The 25,643-nt window shown below is 39.1% G+C and carries 20 protein-coding genes and 2 pseudogenes; 20 read left to right on the plus strand and 2 right to left on the minus strand.

Annotated features, from left to right (window positions below; all coding sequences use genetic code 11):
• Positions 1-129: 129 nt before the first annotated feature.
• Positions 130-951 (minus strand): annotated as a pseudogene (locus QZT26_RS06080) (IS4-like element ISCku4 family transposase); the annotation flags it as partial.
• 61 nt (positions 952-1,012) lie between these two features.
• Between QZT26_RS06080 and QZT26_RS06085 the strand changes: the two are divergent.
• From QZT26_RS06085 to QZT26_RS06170, 18 genes are all read left to right on the plus strand, one after another.
• The gene (locus QZT26_RS06085; protein ID WP_099326856.1) at positions 1,013-1,336 is read left to right on the plus strand and encodes a DUF6788 family protein; all 324 of its coding nucleotides are present in this window, start codon (positions 1,013-1,015) and stop codon (positions 1,334-1,336) included.
• Between the two features lie 249 nt (positions 1,337-1,585).
• On the plus strand, positions 1,586-3,256 hold the full coding sequence (locus QZT26_RS06090) for a molybdopterin-dependent oxidoreductase (RefSeq protein ID WP_295101221.1): 1,671 nt from the start codon (positions 1,586-1,588) through the stop codon (positions 3,254-3,256).
• Positions 3,257-3,558: 302 nt separating this feature from the next.
• The gene (ndhC, locus tag QZT26_RS06095; RefSeq protein ID WP_099326853.1) at positions 3,559-3,975 is read left to right on the plus strand and encodes an NADH-quinone oxidoreductase subunit A; all 417 of its coding nucleotides are present in this window, start codon (positions 3,559-3,561) and stop codon (positions 3,973-3,975) included.
• Positions 3,976-3,981: 6 nt separating this feature from the next.
• Positions 3,982-4,620 (plus strand): NADH-quinone oxidoreductase subunit NuoB, encoded by a 639-nt coding sequence (gene nuoB, locus QZT26_RS06100; RefSeq protein WP_099326852.1) that lies wholly within the window; start codon positions 3,982-3,984, stop codon positions 4,618-4,620.
• A 34-nt stretch (positions 4,621-4,654) separates the two neighbouring features.
• Entirely contained in the window at positions 4,655-6,400 is a 1,746-nt protein-coding gene (gene nuoC, locus QZT26_RS06105) for an NADH-quinone oxidoreductase subunit C/D (RefSeq protein WP_099326851.1), read from the plus strand.
• A 15-nt stretch (positions 6,401-6,415) separates the two neighbouring features.
• Entirely contained in the window at positions 6,416-6,880 is a 465-nt protein-coding gene (nuoE, locus tag QZT26_RS06110) for an NADH-quinone oxidoreductase subunit NuoE (RefSeq protein WP_099326850.1), read from the plus strand.
• A gap of 5 nt (positions 6,881-6,885) precedes the next feature.
• Entirely contained in the window at positions 6,886-8,160 is a 1,275-nt protein-coding gene (nuoF, locus tag QZT26_RS06115) for an NADH-quinone oxidoreductase subunit NuoF (RefSeq protein ID WP_295101224.1), read from the plus strand.
• A 3-nt stretch (positions 8,161-8,163) separates the two neighbouring features.
• Positions 8,164-10,878: an NADH-quinone oxidoreductase subunit NuoG gene (gene nuoG / locus QZT26_RS06120; RefSeq protein ID WP_295101225.1), complete on the plus strand. Its 2,715-nt coding sequence runs from the start codon at positions 8,164-8,166 to the stop codon at positions 10,876-10,878.
• A gap of 502 nt (positions 10,879-11,380) precedes the next feature.
• The gene (gene nuoH, locus QZT26_RS06125) at positions 11,381-12,334 is read left to right on the plus strand and encodes an NADH-quinone oxidoreductase subunit NuoH (protein ID WP_295101226.1); all 954 of its coding nucleotides are present in this window, start codon (positions 11,381-11,383) and stop codon (positions 12,332-12,334) included.
• Positions 12,335-12,369: 35 nt separating this feature from the next.
• Complete coding sequence (gene nuoI, locus QZT26_RS06130) at positions 12,370-12,885, plus strand: NADH-quinone oxidoreductase subunit NuoI (RefSeq protein WP_099326847.1); 516 nt, start codon at positions 12,370-12,372, stop codon at positions 12,883-12,885.
• Positions 12,886-12,894: 9 nt separating this feature from the next.
• Positions 12,895-13,464 (plus strand): NADH-quinone oxidoreductase subunit J, encoded by a 570-nt coding sequence (gene nuoJ / locus QZT26_RS06135; RefSeq protein WP_197705283.1) that lies wholly within the window; start codon positions 12,895-12,897, stop codon positions 13,462-13,464.
• Positions 13,461-13,769 carry an NADH-quinone oxidoreductase subunit NuoK gene (gene nuoK / locus QZT26_RS06140; RefSeq protein ID WP_099326846.1) on the plus strand — a complete coding sequence of 103 codons (309 nt, stop codon included), beginning with the start codon at positions 13,461-13,463 and terminating at the stop codon, positions 13,767-13,769. The genes nuoJ and nuoK overlap by 4 nt, the downstream gene beginning before the upstream one ends.
• Before the next feature lies 1 nt (position 13,770).
• Positions 13,771-15,651, plus strand: coding sequence for an NADH-quinone oxidoreductase subunit L (gene nuoL, locus QZT26_RS06145; RefSeq protein ID WP_099326845.1), 1,881 nt, complete (start codon positions 13,771-13,773; stop codon positions 15,649-15,651).
• Positions 15,648-17,285 carry an NADH-quinone oxidoreductase subunit M gene (nuoM, locus tag QZT26_RS06150; RefSeq protein WP_099326844.1) on the plus strand — a complete coding sequence of 546 codons (1,638 nt, stop codon included), beginning with the start codon at positions 15,648-15,650 and terminating at the stop codon, positions 17,283-17,285. The genes nuoL and nuoM overlap by 4 nt, the downstream gene beginning before the upstream one ends.
• Positions 17,272-18,729, plus strand: coding sequence for an NADH-quinone oxidoreductase subunit N (locus QZT26_RS06155; RefSeq protein WP_295101230.1), 1,458 nt, complete (start codon positions 17,272-17,274; stop codon positions 18,727-18,729). Before nuoM ends, QZT26_RS06155 begins: the two co-directional genes overlap by 14 nt.
• A 338-nt stretch (positions 18,730-19,067) precedes the next feature.
• A complete protein-coding gene (locus QZT26_RS06160; protein WP_099326842.1) occupies positions 19,068-19,817 on the plus strand; it encodes an ATP-binding cassette domain-containing protein in 750 nt (249 codons plus the stop codon).
• A gap of 26 nt (positions 19,818-19,843) precedes the next feature.
• Positions 19,844-21,334 carry a glycine betaine ABC transporter substrate-binding protein gene (locus tag QZT26_RS06165; protein WP_295101238.1) on the plus strand — a complete coding sequence of 497 codons (1,491 nt, stop codon included), beginning with the start codon at positions 19,844-19,846 and terminating at the stop codon, positions 21,332-21,334.
• A gap of 1,435 nt (positions 21,335-22,769) precedes the next feature.
• Positions 22,770-22,988, plus strand: coding sequence for a DUF2945 domain-containing protein (locus tag QZT26_RS06170; RefSeq protein ID WP_099326839.1), 219 nt, complete (start codon positions 22,770-22,772; stop codon positions 22,986-22,988).
• Positions 22,989-23,240: 252 nt separating this feature from the next.
• Here the strand turns inward: QZT26_RS06170 and QZT26_RS06175 are convergent.
• A pseudogene (locus QZT26_RS06175) lies at positions 23,241-23,516 on the minus strand (hypothetical protein); the annotation flags it as partial.
• A 246-nt stretch (positions 23,517-23,762) separates the two neighbouring features.
• On the opposite strand from QZT26_RS06175, the gene QZT26_RS06180 reads away from it, so the two are divergent.
• Together QZT26_RS06180 and QZT26_RS06185 are read left to right on the plus strand one after the other, a co-directional pair.
• Positions 23,763-23,981 carry a hypothetical protein gene (locus QZT26_RS06180; RefSeq protein ID WP_295101232.1) on the plus strand — a complete coding sequence of 73 codons (219 nt, stop codon included), beginning with the start codon at positions 23,763-23,765 and terminating at the stop codon, positions 23,979-23,981.
• A gap of 371 nt (positions 23,982-24,352) precedes the next feature.
• Positions 24,353-25,483, plus strand: coding sequence for an RpiB/LacA/LacB family sugar-phosphate isomerase (locus QZT26_RS06185; RefSeq protein ID WP_197705281.1), 1,131 nt, complete (start codon positions 24,353-24,355; stop codon positions 25,481-25,483).
• The last annotated feature ends 160 nt before the right edge of the window (positions 25,484-25,643 follow it).

Raw genomic sequence — 25,643 nt, forward strand, 5'->3', positions numbered from 1 at the left:
CTGCATTGCCTCTCCTTTTGGGTTAAGATGCTTTCTTGATAAAAAACATCTTACTCCCTTTGGGATGGCAATGCACCTTTTCTCTTACTAATCCTTACTTATTACCCACAGATTCTGCGGACGAGCCTAATTTATTTTTATGCCTTGCTCTCCATAAACCGGACTTTCCACCTCCTTCATTGATGCGCGATCATTCAACAATGTTTTTAATTTTACTTTCGTACCATATTTTTTGGGTCGTCCACGTCCTTTCTTTTCAGGAGTCGGTTCCACGGGAAAGTATGCAACGGCATTACTCCTTACCCTGCTAATCAAGTGGCTGCCCCGGGCAACTACGCCATTAATAATAGCATGGGATGCGTAATAGGCGTCTGCAATAAAGTAGAACAATTCTTTCAGCTCCAGAGAATTAATCAACAAAACCATTTTGTCGAGTAAGGTTCTTTGGTCTCTGTTTGAAAAGACAACGCCTTCATGAATTCTGCTCACCAGTGGAATAGCAAAACAACTTTTCCCGGCTTCAGCTAAAAGAGAAACAACCTGACAGGAATGGCCCATAATGTACTCTGCCTTGTTATTCGAGTCAGATTCCTGATGCAATGACTTTACACCAGGCATCTTTTTGCCTTCTTTTGGCACCTTAAGGCCATCCCCACATAAAAGCAATTTCCCGCGAAAACGCTTTACCTGCGGATGTGTTTTTATAATAAGCTTTGTCCATAGTTTGGTTAGTTTCTCAACATTTAGTGCGTTGCTATGAAAAAAATCCAAAAGGCGGTCATAACAATACCCCTTAAGGCCGAGTCCTCGTATAATACTAGACACCCCGAGCAAATCAGGCCGAACGGTAATTCCGGCTAAAACTGTAGCAAACCATAAAAAGTTTCTCAGGCGAGAGCAGGCTGGGCGTAGTTGCCAGACCGTGCTCCACCACAGAATCCAAAGCTTCATAAATCTTCCTCCCCTTCAAATTATTGTTGACATATTGATGTAGCCTGTGTATGCTACATATATGTCAATAAAAAAGCTACAACAAATTGAAGAGAAGATTAAAAAAATCAAAAAGAAACTTCAGTCAATTAATGAAATGAGACCGGGTAGTCTGAGTAAACAGTATAAGGACCCTGCGGGGAAAAAGGGGGCATACTATCAACTCAGTTTTACACATAAAATGAAAAGCAGGACGGAATACGTCAGGCCTTCGTTTGTAGATGAGACAAGGCAACTGGTAAAAACATATAAAGAGTTTAAAAAATTGATTGAATTATGGATAGATCTTTCTATTGAACATTCACGATTGAAGGCCCATTTAGCGAAACGTGATAAACCGAAATAAGTTTAAAATTGTACTGTAAAAAATAAGAATTGTAGATATGATTAAATAGATTCACAACATGGAGAACTCGGTACTCTCAAGTGACTTAAGTCATTATCAATTATTAATATTTTAATTATTCTGTGTGTAGTAATTATGCATTGTAACCAGATAGCAGAATTTTAGTGAATTCTTGTTTAAAGGGCTTCACTTTAAAAGAAACCTGACCAATACTGATCGTATAAATTATAAGATTTATCAGGAGGTGTTATGTTCACTCATTTTAACCAAATAGAAAAATCAGTTCATTATCCGCAAGACAGGAAATTATTTATTGGACTGAATCCTTATGCCTTTCTGATTATTGGCATTGTATTCTTAGGAATAATGGGAGCAGCGTGGATACAATTTTTAGTATATGGATTACCAAAGGATCCGTCATTAGCACTGCTTTCTATAACTGAAGTTAAAGTGAAAGGTTTTCCCTTGTGGCTGATTCTTTGCCATTGGGTAAACTTTTTCTTTTTGATGATACTGATAAAAAGTGGACTTTCAATATTAATGGACCATCCCCGGCTGTATTGGAATAAAGGCTGCACACCTGGTTCTGAGTGGTTGAAATTTACTCCTTTAATTGTGCCAAAAGACAAATTATGGACCGCAAAAGATGATGCCCGTTATATAAGTCCGATTATCGGCTTACCAGGGTATCGCCACACAGTAGGTATTGCCCGCGGCTGGCATTTTATCCATGTACTTTTTTTTGTATTGAATGGAATAATATTTATTACGCTATTATTTGCTGGCGATCAATGGCAAAGAATAACACCTTCTTCCTGGCAAATTATTCCAGATGCGTGGGCAGTTTTTGTGCATTATGCTACATTCAATCTGCCAATAGAACCTGACGGTTTTTATCATTACAATGCATTACAGCAGATTTCATATTTTGGTGTAATATTTATTTTAGGACCTCTTGCTATGCTTAGTGGTGTGTGCATGTCACCTGCTATTGATAATAGATTTTACTGGCTGCCAAAATTATTTGGCAACAGGCAAGGAGCAAGGTCTGTACACTTTTTAGTGATGCTGGCATATGTGGCTTTTATTATAGTACACGTTACTATGGTGGTGATTACAGGCTTCGTTAGAAACATGAACCATATAACGCTTGGAACAGATAATCCCTCAGATTATACAGGGCTTTATATAGGTTCAGCAATAATTCTTTTTACAATTGCTTTTTTTGTTTATGCTCATTGGGTGTCCTGGAAACGGCCGCGATGGGTTCAAAGAACAGATGCATTTATTAATGGCAATTTGTGGCAGTTCACAATCAATAAATTGAAACCCAGAGCATATTTAAAAAAGAAAGATATATCTCCATTCTTTTGGCCCAATGGCAATCTTCCAATTTCCGAAAAGTGGAAAAAGTTGGCAGAGAATAAATTCAAAGACTACAAACTCAAAGTAGGCGGATTAGTAGAAAACCCCGTTGAATTGTCGCTTGATGATATAAAGAACCTGGGCAAAGAACAGAATATTACTATGCACCACTGCGTACAGGGATGGACGGGCGTAGCGGAATGGGGAGGCTTACCTATAAAGGTACTGGTGGACCTGGTTAAACCACATCCCTCTGTAACCACGGTTGTGTTTTATTCTTTTGGAGAAGGGTTGTATGGCGGCATGTACTACGATACAATCACTCTGGATAATTGTCTGAAACCCGCATCGATACTGGCGTGGGAAATGAATTATGAGTTGCTCTCTGAAGTACATGGGGCTCCTTTAAGGCTACGTGTAGAAAATCAGTTAGGTTATAAAATGGTAAAATGGATTGAACGAATTGAATTTGTAGAAACGTATAAAACAATTGGTAAAGGCTACGGCGGCAAAAATGAAGATGACGAATACTTCGATTTAATAGCTAATGTATAGCATCAAAAAAGATTTTTATAAATAATAATTCCCTTTATGAATATTAAAATTATAAAAACAGTCATCATGTTGCATTTGCAACACCCAGAAACGATGAAAATGGTTTTATAGCCATATCGTGTTGTAATATCTGTACTTAAACTATTTTTTGTAGTCTTATTTTCGAGCCAGGATAGTGAGTATATTCTTTCGTAAATTGATGCGAGAAAATTTTTATTTTGTTTCATTATAAACTTTACCATATAAGGGCTATAAAAAATATTATCATTAGAATTTCTTAATCTGTTTTTGGGAGTAAATAATTGTCTAATTTTATTGAACCAATCACTCTCTGGCCTTTACTATTATATACTGTAGCAGTAGTTTCTTTAGTAATTGGAATACTGATTATATCTTATTTTCTTGGTGAGCGTCACAAAGAGCCTTCTACCGACGTTCCTTTCGAATCAGGTATTACGCCCACCGGCAGCGCCCGTATCAGGTTTTCTGCACATTTCTATATCGCCGCAATGTTTTTCGTAATTTTTGATCTTGAAGCCATTTTTATCTTTGCATGGGCAGTTGCTTTTCGCGATGTTGGGTGGAACGGCTACATTGGTGTATTAATATTTATTGGAATTATTATTGCCGTACTTATTTATGTGTGGCGACTCGGCGCACTTGATTTCGGCCCGCAGGGTAAAAAAATATTATCAGCATTTGAAAAATTAAAAGGTTAAGCATTTATGAAATGGTGGTTAACTAAATCATCCGATCAAACTAAAACGGTCAGCGGCACAAGTTCATTTGAGGAAGCTGTTCAGAAAACTGTTGTGCTCTGTAATCTGCAGAATTTGATTGCCTGGGGAAGAAAAAACTCATTATGGCCTTTTAACTTCGGGCTGTCCTGTTGTTATGTTGAAATGGCGACAAGCCTAACAAGCAAATATGATATTGCAAGATTTGGCGCTGAAGTTATTCGGGGAACGCCGAGGGAAGCAGATGTAATGATCACTGCCGGCACCATATTCATTAAAATGGCGCCAATTATTAAAAGACTTTATGAACAGATGATGGAACCGCGATGGATAATTTCTATGGGCTCTTGTTCAAATTCAGGCGGCATGTATGATATTTACAGTGTAGTACAAGGCGTGGATAAATTTATGCCAGTAGATGTTTACGTGCCCGGCTGCCCGCCGCGCCCCGATGCTTTTATGGAAGGTCTTTTGATGCTGCGCGATTCAGTTGGAAAGGAAAAACGTCCTTTAAGCTGGTTTACCGGTCCGCAAGGGATTACCAGGATGGATCCTGTTTCAATGAAAGAATTAAAGCACGAAAACCGAATGAAAATGACAAAAATTAAACCGCCTTCGGAAATTTAATTAAAGAATAATTTATTTTTTTTATAAATGATTTATGACTGATTCCGCTATCGTTGAGAAACTAAAAACCAGGTTTGGTGGATCTGAAATTACCGAACAAAAAACCAGTGACGAATTTCCAACCATCTGGGTTTCGAAAGACAAGTTGATTGATGTGATTAGTTTTCTGAAAACGGAAGTTTCAAAGCCATACCGTATGCTGTACGATCTGACTGCGATAGACGAAAGAACCCGTGCAAAAAGAGTGGAAATACCCAAAGGTGATTTCACGGTTGTCTATCATCTTCTTTCTTTCGAAAGAAATGATGATATAAGAATTAAAGTTCCGCTTAAAGGTGAGTATCCATCACTCCCGACAATTACAAAAGTATGGTCTAATGCAGACTGGTACGAACGGGAAGTGTACGATATGTTCGGAATAAAATTCGATGGTCACCCGCATTTAAAAAGAATCTTAATGCCCTTAACCTGGGAAGGACATCCGCTACGGAAAGAACATCCTGCCCGTGCTACGGAAATGGGACCGTTTCAATTGCCGAAAGAAAAAGAAGAAAGAGAAAATCAGGCGCTTCATTTTAATCCCGAAGAATGGGGGATGAAAAGAGAAAGTGAAGATTCTGATTTCATGTTTTTAAATATAGGACCCCAGCATCCAGGTACGCATGGTGTGTTGAGATTAGTTCTTCAGCTTGACGGCGAAGAGATTTTAAATGTTGTTCCCGATATTGGGTTTCATCATCGCGGTGCAGAGAAGATGGGTGAAAGGCAGTCATGGCATACATACATTCCATACACAGACCGGATTGATTATCTTGCCGGTGTAATGAATAACCTCGCTTATCTTTTAGCAGTAGAAAAACTTGCAGGAATAAAAATCCCGGAGAGAGCGCAGGTAATTAGAATAATGCTTTGCGAATTGTTCCGGCTCTCAAGTCATCTTGTTTGGTATGGAACATTTGCCCAGGATATCGGTCAACTTTCGCCTGTGTTTTATATGTTCAGTGACCGCGAAAAAGTATTTGAAATTATCGAAGCGATCTGCGGCGACAGGATGCACCCGAACTGGTTTCGGATAGGCGGCGTTACTGACGACCTTCCAAACGGCTGGGACAGATTAGTAAAGGATTTCATCAACTATTTTCCGAAAAGATTAAAAGAATATGACACGATGGTTATGCAGAACCGGATATTCAAAGGGAGAACCATCGGTATCGGTATCTATAATACTGAAGAAGCAATTGAATGGGGTGTAACAGGGCCCGGCTTAAGAGCAACCGGATTTGAATGGGACTTCAGGAAGAAGCGACCTTATTCCGGTTACGATCAATTTGAGTTTGATATTCCAACTGCGCAGAATGGAGATTGCTATGACCGCGCAATAGTTAGAATTGAGGAGATGCGGCAGAGCATTAGAATAATAGAGCAATGCGTAAAGAACATGCCGTCCGGGCCATATAAATCAGATCATCCTCTGGCAACGCCGCCGCGTAAAGAAAAGACAATGCATGACATTGAAACTTTAATTACTCACTTTCTTGGAGTAACGTGGGGACCGGTTATTCCTGCCGGTGAAGCATTTTTTGGAATCGAAGCAACCAAAGGAAACAACGGCTACTATCTGATCAGTGATGGAAATACATCATCTTATAGAACGAGAGTTCGCACGCCGTCGTTCCCGCACATGCAGATGGTTCCTTTTATAAGCCGCAGTTACACGGTTCCTGACTTGCTTTCAATTTTAGGAAGCATTGATTTTGTTTTAGCAGATATTGACAGATAAACTTTCGGATAATTTATGTTATCGGTTGAAGAACAAAAAGACCTTGAAGAAGAATTAAAGATCGTACCTTATAAAAAGGCTGCCACTATAGAGGCGTTAAAAATTGTTCAGAAACACCGCGGATGGGTTTCGGATGATGGTGTAAAAGACATCGCAGAATTTTTAGAAATTACTCCGGATGAAGTTGACAGTGTTGCCACTTTTTATAACCTTATTTTCAGGAGAAAAGTAGGTAAACATGTTATTTTAGTTTGCGACAGTGTAAGCTGCTGGATACTCGGCTACAATCAAATTTTAGATTACCTGAATAAAAAACTTGGTATTAAGTTTGGCGAAACAACAAGCGATGGCAAATTTACACTACTTCCAATATCATGCCTCGGCACTTGCGATCATGCACCAGCACTTATGATTGATAATGATCTTTACAGAGATTTAACGACGGATTTACTTGATCCGATTTTAGAAAAATATAGTTGATGCAGATGGAAACTCCTTTAACTCAACATATTAAGGCAAATAAGCCGCCGATGAATTTAAAAGAATATGAACAAGCTGGCGGCTACCAGGCATTACGCAAAGTATTGAAAGAAATGCAGCCTCAAGACGTTCAAAAAATAATTAAGGATTCCAACTTACGAGGACGAGGCGGGGCAGGCTTTCCAACCGGAATGAAATGGAGTTTCGTCCCGTTAGGAGACGATGCGCCAAAAGATAAGTATCTTATTTGCAATGCCGATGAAATGGAACCAGGAGCATTTAAAGATCGCTTGCTTCTTGAAGGAAACCCTCATCAATTGATTGAAGGTATGATCATTGCCGCATACGCAATCCAGGCGAACAAAAGTTATGTTGTTCTACGATGGGCTTACAAGGAAGCAGCGGAATTAATATTTAAAGCTCTTGCAGAAGCTGAACAAGCTGGTTATATAGGGCAAAATATTTTGGGTTCTGGTTATGCTTTAGAATTATATCTTCATACAAGTATCGGCAGGTATATCCGCGGCGAGGAAACTGCACATTTGGAAGCACTGGAAGGCAAGCGCGCAATACCGCGTTCAAAGCCTCCGTATTCGGCAGTAAGCGGGTTGTTCGGTAAACCTACAATCGTAAATAATGTAGAAACTCTTTGTTGCGTTTCACACATTGTTAATAATGGTTCGGAATGGTTCAAAAACTTAAGCCTTAACGGTGTCGGCGGAACGAAGATTTATGGAGTCAGCGGGCGAGTAAAAAATCCTGGTACATGGGAACTTCCGCTGGGCACTTCAATGCGCGAGATAATTTTTGAACATGCCGGAGGAATGAAAGAAGGATTTAGATTAAAGGGAATCCTTCCTGGTGGTGCATCAACGGATTTTCTTACTGAGGAGCATCTTGATGTTAATATGGATTACTCTTCAGTTGAAAAAGCCGGCAGCAGACTTGGAACAGGAACATTAATAATTCTTGATGATAAAACTTGTCCTGTTGGAATGGTTCACAATCTTGAACATTTCTTTGCTCAGGAATCCTGCGGCTGGTGTACGCCTTGCCGCGATGGTCTTCCCTGGGTTGAAAAAATTCTTCTTTCTATTGAAGAAGGCAAAGGTAAATTAGAAGACCTTGATATACTTTCTTTTCATGCTGTGAATCTGGGTCCCGGAAGAACTTTCTGTGCGCTGGCACCTGGTGCTGTAGAGCCGCTTCAAAGTTCTATAAAATATTTTCGTGAAGATTACGTGAGACACATAAATGAAAAAAAATGCCCGTGGAGGTAAAAATTGGTAAAAATTATTATTGATAATAAAGAATACGAGGTTGATCCTAAGAAGAGTCTTCTTGAGTCCTGTCTGTCGCTTGGATTGGATCTCCCATATTTTTGCTGGCATCCTGCTATGGGCTCTGTTGGAGCTTGTCGCCAGTGTGGCGTAAAAACCTACCGCGATGAAAGTGATACCAAGGGCAAGATCGTAATGGCTTGCATGGAACCCGTGAAAGAAGGAATGCGTGTAGGTGTATTTGAAGAAGAAGCAAAAGCATTTCGCGCTGGTGTTAACGAATGGATGATGACAAACCATCCTCACGACTGTCCGGTCTGCGACGAAGGCGGCGAATGTCATCTGCAAGATATGACGGTAATTACCGGACATAATTACAGACGATTTGTTTTCAAAAAACGAACTTACCGGAATCAACACCTTGGCCCATTCATTAACCACGAGATGAACCGCTGTATTCAATGCTACCGCTGCGTTCGGTTTTACAGAGATTATGCGGGTGGAAGAGACTTTGATAATATGGCTTCACATAGCCATGTTTACTTCGGCAGGCATGAAGATGGAGTTTTAGAAAATGAGTTTAGCGGCAACCTGGTTGAAGTCTGCCCTACCGGAGTATTTACCGACAAGTCTTTAAAAAAACATTTTACAAGAAAATGGGATTATTCTACAGCGCCTTCAATCTGCACTAACTGCAGTCTGGGCTGCAACACGATTACTGGAGAAAGATACGGTATGATTCGCAGAATAAGATCCCGATATAATGGACAAGTAAACGGCTATTTTATTTGTGACCGGGGAAGATACGGCTACGAATTTGTAAACGACACTAAAAGGATAAAAGATCCTTCGTTAAGAAAGGAAAACGGAAATTTAGAAAAAGTTGATAAAGCGGATATGCAATCGCACGTTGCAAAACTTTTTTCCGGCAAAGATAAAGTGATCGGCATCGGCTCACCGCGGGCATCACTCGAATCGAATTTCGCATTAAAAAAATTTGTGGGATATAATAATTTCTTTCAGGGGATTTCCGGAAAAGAATTAAAATTAACAAACACTATTCTTGATATTTTACAGAATGGTGCGGCTAGAACTCCATCACTTAAGGAAGTTGAGAAAGCTGATGCCGTTCTTATTCTTGGGGAAGACCTCACCAATACTGCACCAATGCTTGCTCTGGCAGTGCGGCAATCAATAAGGCAAAAGTCATTCGAAAAAATTAAAGGCACAAATATTCCAGAATGGCAGGATGCAGTCGTTAGGAGCGTTTCACAAAATGAAAAGGGTCCGTTATTCATCGCTTCATTATACGAAACAAAACTTGATGACGTTGCTACAAAAACTATCCGCTGTTTTCCTGATGAAATTGCAATGCTTGGATTTGAAGTTGCTTCGCTTCTGGATAACATGGCTCCCAAAATAAATAATCCTTCAAAACAAATTCATTCACTTGTTACAGAAATTTCTCTTGCTTTAAAAGAAGCAAAGAGACCGCTGATTATTTCCGGCATTAGCTGTTTTAATGAAAACATACTTCATGCTGCGGCTAATGTTGCTTGGGCTTTGTGCAATTCCGGAAAAGCCGCAGAACTTTCTTTTGTAGTTCCGGAAGCGAATAGCTTAGGCACTGCAATGCTTGGCGGAAAGAGTCTTAATGATGCATTTGACGCTGTTGAAAAAGGTAATGCGGAAACAGTAATAATTTTGGAAAATGATCTTTACCGGAGAGCAGATAAAAACTCGGTGGATGCTTTTTTTAATAAGTGTAAAAATATTGTTGTTCTTGATAGTTTGGAGAATAGTACAACCTCAAAAGCAGGGACAATAATTCCGGTAGGAACTTTTGCGGAGTCTGATGGAACGTTTGTGAATAATGAAGGAAGAGCGCAGCGATATTATCAAGCTTATCATTCTTCAAATCCAAATTTGCTTGAAGGCTGGCGATGGTTAGATGGAATTGAATTGGCAAAGTCCAGCAGCAAATCCGAATTGAAAAACTTTAACGACTTTCTCATTGAACTTGTTGAATCGTTTCCAAAGTTCGAAGGGATTCAAAAGATTACTCCACCACCTGATTTTAGAATTGCAGGACAAAAAATTCCACGCGAAACTCAACGCTACAGCGGCAGAACGGCTATGCATGCAAATATAAATGTGAGTGAGCCCAAGCCGCCTGAAGATCCCGATTCACCATTGTCCTATACAATGGAAGGATACAAAGGTGAGCCGCCTTCTTCCTTGATACCATTTTACTGGTCGCCCGGATGGAACTCGGTTCAGGCAATAAATAAATATCAGATAGAAGTCGGTGGTGAATTGCACGGCGGCGAGCCGGGGAAAAGATTAATCGAGCCAAAACAAAATACTAACGCCGAATTTTTCAACGCTATAGCCGAACCATTTAAGATTAAGGACGGTGAATTCTTTGTCGTTCCGGTTTATCATATTTTCGGCTCGGAAGAATTAAGCAGTATCTCACCATCTATTGCAGAACTTGCGCCAAGACCTTATGTAGCGATAAACCTTGATAATGCTGAAAAATTAAAAATCAAAAAAGATGATGAAATCAATTTATATATAAATAATTATCGGCTTCGCTTGCCGGTAAAAATAAAGCTTGGATTGCCAAAAGGTATGTTAGGAATTCCGGTTAGTCTTTACGGCATGCAATATTTTGATCTGCCGGTTTGGTGTAAAATTTCAGGTGGTAATAATTAAATACAGAATTAAGAGAACGAAAAAAAAGATTTAGATTGAATTTACTGAACTATATACATTTGGAGTATTAGGTTTATCCGGTACAAATATTGCAAAATCATGGTAGGTCAACAAATAGTAAAGAGTAGTAATTATGCAAAAGGAGATAACTGTAATAATCGGTTCCCTACGAAAAGAATCCCGGAGTAAGAAGGTGGCAAAAGAATTCGTGCGTCTGACGTCTTTCCTGTGTTAAAGGAATCATTGGAGTAAAACTGGCAATGAAGCCGGACGAGTATAAAACCAAACTCACAAGCTTCAAAAGGGGCTTCAGATTTCTCGGATATAATTTCAATGGCACATACAAGGGAATAAGCACGAAGTCACTGAACAAACTCAAGAGCCTGTCCTGAGCCTGCCGAAGGAACAACATCAGGGAAGTCACCAAACGCACACAAGGCGTTAACCTGTAAGCCGTCATTGATACATTAAATCCTGGTTTATACGAGATCATTGTAAAAAAATGAACCAAACTTTAATTTACATATTAATAGTATTCGGTGTGCTGATTGTTGTGATGACAATTGCTACCGGATTGATTTGGCTTGAACGCCGCTTGCTCGCACTCTGGCAGGATCGTTACGGGCCAAACCGGGTTGGACCATTCGGTTTGCTCCAGGTAATTGCCGACATGATAAAAATATTTTTTAAGGAAGATTGGATTCCGCCGTTTGCGGACAAAGCTGTTTTTGTAATTGCACCGGCAATAGTTATTATAACCGTTCTTATGAGTTTTGCAGTTGTTCCTTTCGCACCGGGAATATTCGTTTCTGATCTAAATATCGGACTGCTATTTTTTTTGGCAATGTCTTCATTGGGCGCTTATAGTGTTGTTTTAGGCGGATGGTCATCCAATAATAAATATGCATTGATCGGTTCGTTTCGCGCTGCGGCACAAATGCTCTCTTATGAAGTTTTCATGGGTCTTTCTTTAATGGGAGTTGTAATGCTTGCAGGTTCTTTTAACATGAATGACATTGTAATTGCACAAAAAAATATTTGGTTCGTTGTTCCACAGTTTGTCGGTTTTATAATTTTTATGATTGCCGGGTTAGCTGAAACACACCGATTACCATTCGACATTCCCGAAGCAGAAAACGAACTGATTGCAGGCTTTCACTCTGAATATTCCGGTATGAAATTCGGGATGTTCTTTCTCGGAGAATATTTAGGTATTACATTAATTTCTGCTATTATGGTAACATTGTTTTTTGGCGGATGGCTTGGTCCCTCATTTCTTCCGCCTGTTATCTGGTTTTTTATTAAAACATTTGTTTTCATTTCATTATTTATTTTGCTCAGAGCGTCGCTTCCAAGACCACGGTACGACCAGTTAATGTCTTACGGATGGAAATTACTTTTGCCGCTTTCGCTCTTAAATTTACTTGTCACCGGCGCAATCGTTCTATCAAGATGAAAAAAAGGATTGAATTTTGTATTTATGAGGAATAAATGCTAAGCAACTTAAAAACAATCTGGTTGGCTTTTCTTCACATGTTCAGAAAGCGTGTTACTTACCAGTATCCAGAAGAAAAGGCTCCACTCCCTGCACGATGGAGAGGCAGAATCATTCTTTCGCGCGATCCTGATGGTGGTGAAAGATGCGTCGGTTGTTATTTATGTGCGGCTGTCTGCCCGGTCGACTGCATTTCGCTGCAAGCGACCGAAGATGAATACGGGAGACGTTACCCGGAATTTTTTAGAATAAATTTTTCACGCTGCATTTTTTGCGGCTTTTGCGAAGATGCCTGTCCTACTTACGCAATACAACTTGTACCTGATTTTGAAATGTGCGAATACAACAGGCAGAATCTTGTTTACGAAAAAGAAGACTTATTAATCAGCGGAGAGGGAAAATACCACGGCTACAATTATTACAAGGTCGCAGGCGTTTCAATTAAAGGAAAAGATAAAGGTGAATCGGAAAGTGAATCACCGCCTATCGATGTTAAAGGCTTGCTGCCTTGATGAAATCATTTGGAATTTGAACTTATGATCATAACTTTTTACATAGCTTCAATTGTTGCAGTTGTTTCAACGCTGATGGTTATTACGCGTAAGAATGCAGTACATGCATTGCTTTATCTTATCGTCTCGCTTCTTTCCGTTTCAATTATCTTTTTTATTCTTGGTGCACCGTTCATGGCTGCGCTCGAAGTGATAATATATGCAGGTGCAATTATGGTGCTTTTCATATTTGTGATAATGATGCTGAACCTCGGAAGTGAAGCTGCAAGGATGGAAAATCAATTACTTAATCCTAAGATGTGGATAGTACCTGTAATACTAACTTTAATTCTGATTATCGAATTTATCATTGTCTTAATTAAAATAAACGGACAAGAATATAACTCCGTTATAATCAGTCCAAAGCAGGTCGGGATTTCGTTGTTTGGCACTTACTTACTTGGAGTAGAGCTCGCAGCAATGCTACTGCTTGCCGGCATTGTTGGGGCTTATCATTTGGGAAAAGAGAAAAAGAAAATCTTACATAGATATCTCGCAGAAACTGAACCTGATCTGCGAGTTAAAGGAAAATCTGAATGACAGCTATACCGTTTGAATCAAGCTTAATTCTTGCCTTTGTACTTTTTTTACTTGGATTGATAGGCGTCCTGGTAAGAAGGAATATAATTTTTGTGCTTATGTCGATCGAGATAATGCTTAACGCTACAGGACTTGCATTTATAACTGCCGGTGCGCGTTGGATGCAACCGGAAGGGCAGGTAATGTTTGTTTTTATTCTTACAATGGCAGCCGCAGAAGTATCAGTCGGGCTTGCTCTGATTCTGCGAATACATCGCCGGTTTAAAACGCTTGATACCGATGCATTGAATAATTTAAAAGGATGATATGCTTAATCTTCTTTGGTTAATTCCGGCAATACCATTTTTAGGGTTTCTTCTGCTCGCAATATTCGGCGGAAGAATAAACAGATCTTCTGTTGCATGGATTGGTGTTGGCTCGGTTGCGCTGCCTGCGATTTTATCAATCCTAATTGGTATTAATTTTATTTCATCACCGCCTCCTAATAACCGTTTCGATCAAACCTTATGGATCTGGATGAGTACTTCCGGTTTTAATCCCGGTATTGCATTTCATCTTGATGGGCTATCGCTAATTTTTATCTTCGCTATTACATTTGTTGGGTTTCTTATTCATCTTTATTCCGCTGAGTTCATGAAAGATGATGAAGGCTATTCAAGATTTTTCGCGTATATGAACTTGTTTATTGGCTCGATGGTAACATTAGTGTTAGCGGATAATCTTCTGTTACTTTATCTCGGATGGGAAGGTGTTGGTCTCTGCAGTTATCTGCTTATCGGCTTCTGGTACAAAGAACCTGAAAATGTTTACGCTGCTAATAAAGCTTTTATTGTTACCCGCATCGGTGATACTGCAATGGCAATCGGGCTGTTTCTGCTCGTTAAACATTTTAATACTTTGAATATTCAAGACATTCTTCAATTAGCATCTGCTAATTGGACTGTCGGATCATCGCTTGCGGTGTTAATAGCATTTCTGCTCCTTGGCGGTGCTCTCGGTAAATCGGCTCAGCTTCCATTACAAACCTGGCTGCCCGATGCAATGGCGGGACCTTCGCCGGTATCCGCACTCATTCATGCCGCTACAATGGTGACTGCCGGTGTTTATTTGATAGCGCGAACTCACACACTTTTTGAATTAGCTCCTGTTGCTCAAAGCGCAGTTGCAATAATCGGGGCTTTAACTCTTTCCATTGCGGGATTCAGCGCATTAACTCAAACTGATATAAAAAGAGTCCTGGCTTATTCAACCATAAGTCAAATTGGATATATGTTTCTTGCTCTCGGTATAGGCGCCTGGGCTGCAGGGATTTTTCATTTTATGATTCATGCGTTTTTCAAATCTCTTCTATTCCTTGCTGCCGGTGTCGTCATCAATGCACTCCATCATGAGCATAACATGTTTAAAATGGGAGGATTGCGCAAGAAACTTCCGGTAACTTATTGGACATTCTTAATTGCATCCGCTTCCCTGGCAGCTTTACCATTAATTACAGCAGGTTTTTACAGTAAGGATGCAATCATCTGGTACACATGGTCAAGCGATAAGGGAAGTCCCTGGCTGTGGCTTATTGCTATAATCGGTGCATTTATTACTTCCATTTATACTTTCAGAATGGTATTCGTTACTTTCTTCGGCGAACAAAAAACTCATGTAAGCCATAAGCCGGGAAACAGAATAAAAATTACGTTGATCGTTTTAGCGGTACTTTCTATTTTAGGCGGATTTATTGAAATGCCGGAAACTTTGGGAGGGTTTGCACCTTTTTCTTCATTGTTAAAATCTGTACTTCCAGTGGTTACGCTTAAAATGGAAGGCGATGGAATGGAATTATTGTTCCAGATATTAACAGCCTTGTTAGCTATTGCCGGGGTTTTTCTTGCTTACCAATTTTATCTGAAAAACTCTAAAGCCACTGAACGTTTTAAGGAGACTGCCATCTCTCAATTTTTATTTAACGGCTGGGGATTTGATTGGCTGTACGATCGCATTTTCGTATCTCCCGCAATCTTCTTTGCAAGGATTGATAAAAATGATTTTATTGATAAAGTTTATTCTTTTATAGCATGGCTTAGCATAGTTTTGAATAAGATTCTTGTAGTATCTCAGAATGGTCAATTACGCAGGTATGCGATGGCAATCGTTATCGGTGCCGTGATAATTTTCACGATTGTGGTGGCAATATGATCTTAGCATGGCTAATAATTATTTTGATGATTGGCGGGCTGCTTGCCTGGCTTGTTGGCAAATGGAGTAGTTATGCCTGCAGATGGATTTCTCTTATTACGCTAATAATCGATTTTATAATTATTATATCTATATGGATTTCATACTCTGCCAATATTTCAATCTCACGTGCGCCTGTCTGGTTGATAGAATTAAATACGGAGTGGATTCCGCAGTTTGGGATTAATTTTCACTTAGCACTTGATGGTTTAAGCTTAATCCTTGTTGCACTTACTATTTTTCTCGGAATTATCTCAGTCATTACTTCATGGAAAGAAATTACAGAACGAATTGGTTTCTTTCACTTCAATATACTTTGGATTCTGGCTGGAATATCCGGAGTATTTCTTGCGCTGGACTTATTCTTATTTTATTTTTTCTGGGAAGTAATGCTAATCCCAATGTACTTCCTTATCGGAATATGGGGGCATGAAAATAGAATTTATGCTGCTTTTAAATTCTTTCTCTTTACGCAGGCAAGTGGTTTGTTGATGTTCCTTGCCATTCTTGTCCTTTATTTTATACATGGAAAAGCTACGGGCATTTATACTTTTGATTATATGCAATTGCTTGGAACGATCTTGAGCCCGACCGTCTCTTTCATTTTAATGTGTGGGTTCTTAATCGCATTTTTAGTTAAGCTCCCTGCCGTTCCGTTTCACGCATGGTTGCCTGATGCTCACACGGAGGCTCCGACAGCCGGAAGTGTTATACTTGCAGGTTTACTGTTAAAAACCGGTGCATACGGATTGTTAAGATTTGTTATTCCGTTATTCCCGTCATCTGCTGCTGCAATTTCTCCCTATGCAATGTTCTTCGGAGCTATCGGAATTTTATACGGGGCTAAACTTGCTTTTGCACAAACTGATTTTAAACGATTAGTGGCATACACAAGTGTAAGTCATATGGGGTTTATACTCATCGGTGCTTTTGCGTTTAATGTGCTCGCGTTTCAAGGTGTAGTTATGCAAATATTAGCACACGGAATCACCACCGGCGCATTATTCGTACTTGCCGGCACAATGCAGGAACGTTTACATATAAGAGATATAAACAAGATGGGAGGTCTTTGGCAGTTAGTTCCCAGGATGGCAGGCGTTGGTCTTTTGTTTTCATTAGCTTCACTTGGTTTACCGGGGCTGGGAAATTTTATAGCTGAGTTTTTAATTCTTGCCGGATCTTACCAGGCGAATGCTGGTTTGACAATCTTTGCTGCATTTGGACTGATCGCTTCAACAATATATGCTTTGAGAATTATGCAAAAAGTTTTTTATGGCAAGAGAGAAAAGGAATGGAAGATAAGTGATTTTGGTATTCGTGAAATGATTATGATGGGTGCAATGATTATTGTTATTGCATGGCTTGGCATTTATCCTCAGACTTTTTTAACTACTACTAAGTATTCGATAGAAAACATCATTCAGAATTTCAAATCTCAAACATCAAACACTGAAGTTTTAGATATGAATAAAAAGGATCAACTTCAAAATGGAAATGCTTATAACAAATCTATTATGAATAACCTGAATTCTGGATTATCGACTCATGCCAAAAATCGAATCTGCATAATGGAGACTAAACGTGACCCCGATTGAGTTTCAATCAATATTACCCTTAATTATAGTTGCAGCCGCACCTATAATAATAATGCTTGTTGCTTCAGTTAAGCGAAGCCATTTGTTTGTGAATATATTCAGCTTAGTCGCATTCGCATTAGCTTTAATTTCGGTAATTTTAGTTTCAAATTTGGCTCCGGTTACAATAGTACCACTATTTATTTTTGATAAATTTTCTTTTTTTTACATCGGACTTATCCTGTCGGCAAGTTTTCTTGTTACTCTTTTATCATTCGGTTACTTTGAACAATATGAAGGTGATAAGGAAGAATTTTATATTTTGCTTTTCATTGCTACATTGGGTTCCTCATTGCTTGTCGCAAGCATAGATTTTATTTCATTTTTTTTAGGATTGGAAATTTTAAGTGTTTCTCTTTATGTACTGATCTCATATTTCCGCACTAATGAAAATGGATTGGAAGGAGGCATAAAATATCTGGTGCTTGCTGCAACATCTGCAGCATTTTTGCTATTCGGAATGGCGCTTGTTTACAGCGGATTAGGAACAATGGCTTTCAATCAATTTACAAGTAGAATTTCTTCACCCGATACCAATTTGATATTAGCGGTCACCGGTTTTTCAATGATCATAATCGGCGTCGGTTTCAAATTGGCATTAGTACCATTTCATCTCTGGACGCCGGATGTTTACCAGGGTGCACCCGCACCTGTTACGGCATTTATTGCAACTGTTTCTAAGGGTGGTATGTTTGCATTGATGTTGCGTCTTTTCGTTGAGATAAACGTACATCAATATCCTTCTCTGATCTTAACATTCACAATAATAGCTGCTGCATCTATGTTGATAGGCAACCTTTTGGCAATCCGGCAAAATAATATAAAACGAATTTTGGCGTATTCATCTATCGCACATCTTGGTTACGTGCTTGTTGCGTTTTTAGCCACCGGAAGTTTAGGAATTCAGGCTGTTACATTTTATTTGGTTGCGTACTTTATTACTACCCTGGGTGCATTCGGAGTTGTTACGGTACTGTCTGTTAAAGATCATGAAGCAGAAGACATTAAGGAATATGAAGGATTGTTCTGGTCGCATCCTGTAATTGCTGCAGTTTTTACTGTGATGCTTTTTTCTTTAGCGGGAATTCCACTCACGATTGGTTTTATTAGTAAATATTATGTACTGGCGGCGGGAATTAAGTCATCGCTCTGGTTTTTGGTGATCGTGCTTGTTGTCAGCAGTGCTGTAGGATTATACTATTACTTAAGAATAATTACCGCTATGTACAGACAAGTTGTTGAATCATATGATAAGTCTTTAAAGATAAAAATTTCTTTTCCATTGAGCGGCGGAATTGCATTAACAATTCTGACCGTATTGTTAATCTGGTACGGAATATTTCCTTCAGCATTGATTACCGCCATTCAGTCAATTATAAATATTAAATTAGGTTCAGGAATTTAACGTAACAAAATATCCACAAGGGTATTTTGTTGGATGAATAAATAGCATTACTTTGTTAAAAATTAAACGATCAATTTCTTTTTAAGTCGGTTGGATTTAATTTTAAAATAGTCATTGGCGAGTTTTTCGTTCTTTGATAAGGCGTTGGTAGAGGCAAATTCGAGTAAGGAGTGGCTGCCTGTTTGATTTCGTTGAAGATAGTAGGTTTCGTTTCAAGGATTTTCGTAAGACAAGCATTTTGTTTGATCAAATAGGTGAGAGTCCATGCAATAAGACAAAGACTTCGTTGTGAGTTCAGTTGATTTTTAACAAAGCAATGATCACATGAGCATTTATTTATGATTAAAATGCAGAATGTTTCAAAAATTTTTGGTCAAACCAGAGCGCTAAAATCCATTGATTTAACCATTCCGGCCTGCCTAACAACTGTATTGATTGGTCCAAGTGGCTGTGGAAAATCTACAATACTTCGGCTGATCATAGGCCTTTTACAAGCGGATAGCGGATCTATATATTTTGAGGAAACTAAAATTATTCCTGAGGTTGTGATTACCTTAAGAAGAAAGATGGGTTACGTTATCCAGGGGGGAGGCCTTTTTCCGCACCTTACTGCGTATGACAATATAGCATTGATGGCACGCTACATGGGATGGGATAATGAACGTATAAGAAAACGATTGAACGAACTAACCGAACTGACGCATTTTCCTTCTGACGGACTTCATCGTTTTCCAGTACAACTTTCCGGTGGCCAACAGCAACGGGTGAGCTTGATGCGCGCACTAATGTTGGACCCTGACGTACTTCTGTTAGATGAACCCCTTGGCGCCCTTGATCCGATGATACGGGCCGATCTGCAGGTTGATTTGAAAAGGATCTTCCAGGCACTTGGTAAAACAGTTGTTCTGGTAACTCATGATATAGCAGAAGCCGGATTTTTCGGCAATGTTATTACCTTACTACGGGATGGAAAAATTTTACAGAAAGGCACACTCGAAGATCTCGTACAATCACCGGCCGATTCATTTGTTACTTGCTTTATAAATGCTCAGCGAAGTCCTTTGGAAGTTATGAGAAAGGACTTCTAATGAAAACATACTTTTTTGTCATATACTTGTTTTTATGCAACGCTGTCTTTGCATATCTCTTTCCACTTACAGCATATAGTTCCACTCCTAAGATCAAAATTGGCTCAAAAAAGTTCACTGAATCTGTAATATTGGGAGAGATAGTGAATCATCTGTTAAAAAGTACCGGAGAACAGCCCATTTACCTGCGAGAACTGGGAGGCACACGTGTATTGTGGAATGCTTTATTAAAATGTGAAATTGATATTTACCCTGAATATACAGGTACGATTAGTGAAGAAATTCTGGCAGGTGAGGAAGTACGCAGTGAGGAGGAGATCCGGCAAGCCTTAATCAAACGTGGGATTAAGATGACAGATGCATTAGGTTTTAACAATACCTACGCTATCGGAATGAAGGAAGAAGTTGCAGAAAAATTAAAAATTCGAAAGATCTCAGACTTGCAACGCCACCCTGATTTGAAATTTGGTTTTGGAAATGAGTTCATGGACAGGGGCGACGGATGGCCAATCCTGCGCAGGCATTACAACCTACCTCAGCAAAATGTAAGAGGCCTGGATCATGATCTTGCCTACCGTGGCTTGGAAAAAGGCATTATTCAGGCGATTGATACCTATTCAACAGACGCCAAAATCCGGTATTATAATCTGCGTTTATTAGAGGACGACATGAATCATTTTCCCGCTTACAATGCCGTAATCCTGTATCGGTCTGATTTAGAAGAACGTGCTCCGCATGCGGTGACTGTTCTAAAAAAGATCGAAAATAAAATTTCTAGATTAGAAATGGTCAAAATGAATTTTCGTGCCAATATGGAAATGATACCGGAAAATCGGATAGCTGCAGACTTCTTATCGGAAAGTTTATCTCTGGAAACTGAATCTTATGAGGAAACTGCTATTAGCCGCCTATTACGCCTTACCACAGAACATCTTTATTTGGTCACAATTTCGTTATCAGCAGCCATTTTAACTTCAATACCACTGGGTATTGTCTCTGCGAAGCGAACAACATTGGGACAAATTATCCTTGCTATTGTTGGTGTTCTCCAGACCATTCCGTCACTGGCCCTTCTTGTTTTTATGATTCCGTTACTGGGTATTGGCGGACCTCCGGCCATTACGGCACTTTTTCTCTATAGTCTCCTGCCAATTGTACGGAATACATACACAGGTCTTCATGATATTCCTTCACATATTCGAGAATCTGCAGAGGCACTTGGGCTTCCACCGGGAGCGCGGCTTAGGTTGGTGGAATTGCCAATGGCGTCGCGATCTATTTTAGCAGGCATTAAGACGTCAGCTGTGATTAATGTGGGAACGGCAACATTAGGTGCACTTATAGGCGCCGGTGGTTATGGGCAATTAATTCTTACCGGTATTCGATTAGATAATATTTCACTCATCCTACAGGGGGCGGTACCGGCAGCCGTACTTGCTCTGATAGTACAAGGTGGTTTTGAGGCTTTGGAGAGATTTTTTGTGCCAAAAGGTCTGCGTTTGAAACCTACGGTTTGAGTTTTCATGGAGAGTAATTTTCTCCTGTAGGAGCTACATCACGCCTTTGACAAATATGAATATGGGGTCAGACCTTGATTAGTAATCCTTGTTAATCTTTCATTAATGTCATCATCTTTCGAAATAGTTGATTCCATAATAGTTACCCGTCGACTTATTGATGAATAACCAAGACCAAGCAAATCACCGACTTTCTGGTTATCATACCAACCAGGAGCGTTCCCGATTTTTTGTAAATTTTAGCAGCAATTTTTCATGACCATAAGCTAACTCATTACACATCCCCGGCCCTTCTTTTTAGATGGGAGATAAAAAGTGCTCTCCTGATAGAGGGAATTTAGGGATGTGTTTTAATACAAAAAAACTCCTTACTCAATAAAACCAGAAATCCTTGATTTTATTGGATCTTTTCAAAAAACCAGAATGTTACAAGAATTTTGAATGCTCTATGCTCTCTCCATGAATTTATACATATTCAAGTAAAATATTCACCAACTGCTTTCTTTTTTACAAAAAATCGGGAAGGCACCCTACTAAAAGGTACTGCCAATCTGTACTTCATAAAAGATAGATTAATAAATCACGATTTAGTTTATTTGAATCACCTATCCTAAAGGAGTATAAAAAAACGTCTGTATCGCATTTTAAAATCTTTGCAGCTTTCTTTAGAATGTTTTCAGGATCGGTATCTCTTGATACTTGCCGTTTTTGAGGAATTTCAACATCAGGATTCTCTGACAAATATTTGGACTTTATACGGTCAGCAAACTTCTGAGAACCCAAAATAAGGCCGTGACGAAAATCTTCTCATGTAGCAAATGATAAGGATTATCCATAAGAACATAGGCGTAAACCTCAACCTCAAACCTGTCCGACATATTTCCTAAAGTTTTCAGAAATAAAACACGATCATCATTGTCCCGCAAAATATCTCTTCTCTCATTGGCGCACGATAAGAGGTGATAATAAGCTCCTTTAATGCTATACGCCATTGTCTTGTCATCAAAGACAAGGCAACATAAACTGTCTTTTATTGTTAAGTGTTTAATAACTAATCAAGGTTTGACTCCCGCCGCCTTATTCTCTTATTTCTCTTTCCTTTGATGTTCAGTAGGGTCGATAAAATAAAAAAACTTGCAATTTTCTTTGTTTTTGCTAAGCTGACTGCCTGATAGAAAAAAGCAATTTCCTATCATCTCATCTCAACCATCCATCTGGCTTGGGAAATGAATCATGGACCGCTCTCTGTAGTATATGGCGCCCCTTTAAGACTGCGTGTAGAAAATCAGTTAGGTTATAAAACGGTAAAATGGATTGAATGAATTGAATTTGAGGAAAAACATGAAACGGTTGGCAAAGGCTATGGAGGCAAAAATGAAGATGACGAATACTTTGATTTATTGGCAAATAGTCAAACAATTAAGATATGTAGAAAATGGAACACTCATTTAAAATAGGCGACCATGTAAAATGGAATTCTGAAGCCGGATATGTATCAGGCAAGATTATAAAAATACATACCACCGATTTTGATTACAAGGGCTACACACATCACGCCTCCAAAGAAGACCCCCAATATGCCATCCAAAGCGATAAGACTGACCATATTGCAGTGCATAAAGGAAAAGCACTTACGAAATTGAGTAAATCCTAAATTCCGCAAACGATTTTCGTAGTATGAAAATCGGTATTTTCCAATACCAAAATTGGCAAAAAACATATAACAAACCTCTGTTTTTTAGCAATTGTGGTAGCTGAGTTGTGCTACTTTAAACAAAAAGACATAAAGATTAGCCCGAATCATTCATCCGGAAGCTATAAAATCAGAATGTGGCGATACTGTCCCTATCTGCGGTGTCCTTACAGCTCTTAGAAAATCAAAAAAACGAAAAACAAGATTTATTTTCTATGGAAACACTACTTCCAGCGACATGCGTTCCCACTTTTTCCATTCTTCATTATGCAGAAATTTCTCCGGCAATTTTAATGTCAATTGCCTGCTTCTCTCCACCAATTTTCCTGCCATAATGACTAACCACAACCGCATCGTCTTTACTTCCAAAATCAAATATCCTGCCTGCACTGACTCAAGGTATTCAAGCAATTCACCGGCAAAAAAACTACTGTCTCCGCGAAATACCTCCCTTACTCCCTTCTTCATGTATGCCATACATTTATTTACCCATAAAATTTAATACCGGTAAAAGCCTTGCATTTACTGTTAATCCTTTCCCATTCATCTCTGTGGTGATTTTAGGTTGTATTTTGTTGTCGGCTTTTGTTATATTCCACATCGAAATGGCTAATCTCCTTTCTTCTGTATTTTGTTATCAATATACCGCTGAATACTTCGAAAATTCTACCATTTCAATCCTATTCCTGCAACAAGGCTTTGCCTTGTTTGCTGGATTTAGGTAAATACATATTCATGGAAATAGAAAATAATGAATCTACAGACTTAAGACCAGAAGGAACTTGGCGCGGCCTTTGGCCGCAACCAAATTCAAAATACGAATATCGAAATACGAAACAAATTCAAATGACAAAAAACCCAATGCTCCAAACTTTACGTAATCCTCATCTAATCAATGCCTTACGGTTATGCATTTTGAAAAACGAGCATAAAAAACAAGAAGTTGATGGATAGTAGTACGAAAAATGGGTACTCCATTGGTAAATGTAAATATTCCTGAATTTATAAAGCAATTAAAAGCAGAGGTTAAATGGCAAACCAGCGACTAGTGGATACCACTAATAATTATTTGGAGTGTATGGCGACATATTATAAAAAAGGCGACATTAAAATATAATGCCCGGTATTGGGAAATGATATTCCCCCTAGGCAGGTAACTGCTTGTACAGTAAAATTGTCACAAGCCATCAGATTACCTTTCTGATAAGGATTTCACCTGAATTTGTAATTTTTGCTACAGTGCATGGGCAATAGTATTTATAGATTTGATTTATTCTATTGCTTTTGATGCAATAATAAAAAGGAAGCTTTAAAAAAATAATAATATGAATGCTATTAGTTGTTTATTTTTAGATATCGGAGGTGTATTGCTCTCAAACGGATGGGATTACAAATTCAGGCAGCGGGCTGCTGAACATTTTCACCTGGATGCGAATGAAATGGAAAACCGCCACGGCCTCCTGTTTGTAACGTATGAAGAAGGAAGGATAACGTTCAACGAATATCTTGATCGGATGGTATTCTATCAAAAAAGGGATTTTACCCCCGACCAGTTCAAAGACTTCATATTCTCCTTATCCACGCCTGATTTGGAAATGATTGCCTTTATTAAAAAAATAAAATTGCAATATGGACTAAAAGTAATTGCGGTTAGCAACGAAGCAAGAGAAATAAACGCCTACAGGATAAACAAATTTAAATTGAATGAAATATTTGATTTTTTTGTGTCCTCCTGCTATGTTCATCGAAGAAAGCCCGATGCAGCTATTTTTCGCCTGGCAATTGATGGCGCCCAGGCGCCCTTAGATGAACTCGTGTACATTGATAACACGCAAATGTTTGTAAATATGGCGAAGGGCATGGGTATCACCAGCATTCACCATACAGATTATCTATCAACAGCGAAAGCACTAGCAGATTTGGGGTTGTCTGTCAAAGAGAAAAGTATCGAATTTCAACCACAAAATTTAAAAGAAGAAACTTCAAGTCCTGTAAGAAAAATGATGCGTATAGGTGTTGCGTCTGATCATGGGGGATTTGATTTGAAAGTAAAACTGGTTGCGTTACTCAAAACTGCCGGCTACGAAGTAAAAGACTTTGGCGCTTATCAACTCAATACCGACGATGATTATCCTGATTTTGTTATTCCGATGTCGGAGGCAGTGGCTAATGGGGAAATCTCACGAGGTGTAGCCATTTGTGGGAGCGGTGTTGGGGCTTGTATTGCGGCTAATAAAATTGCCGGCGTTCGTTCAGCTTTGATCACCGATTCATTCTCTGCCCGCCAAGGGGTTGAGGACGACAATATGAATATAATGTGTTTAGGTGGTCGGATCACAGGGTCTGCGTTAGCCGGGGAATTGGTGCAGATATTTATCAATGCCAGGTTTAAGAATGAAGAACGATTCCTGCGACGCCTTAACAAAGTTTCCGTACTGGAAAGGAATAAAGATTAAAAACCAGAAATGGCTAAACAAATGTTAAAAGATATTATTGAATAGAGGCGAAGTTATCATGAACAGATAGCTACAACGACGGGTTTACATGAAAGTATCGGTGGCGTTTTTTATTTAAATGACGAAACGAAATCCATTCAACGAAAATCTTTATAATGCG

The sequence above is a fragment of the uncultured Candidatus Kuenenia sp. genome, from assembly GCF_900696675.1.
GTDB lineage: Bacteria > Planctomycetota > Brocadiia > Brocadiales > Brocadiaceae > Kuenenia > Kuenenia stuttgartiensis_A.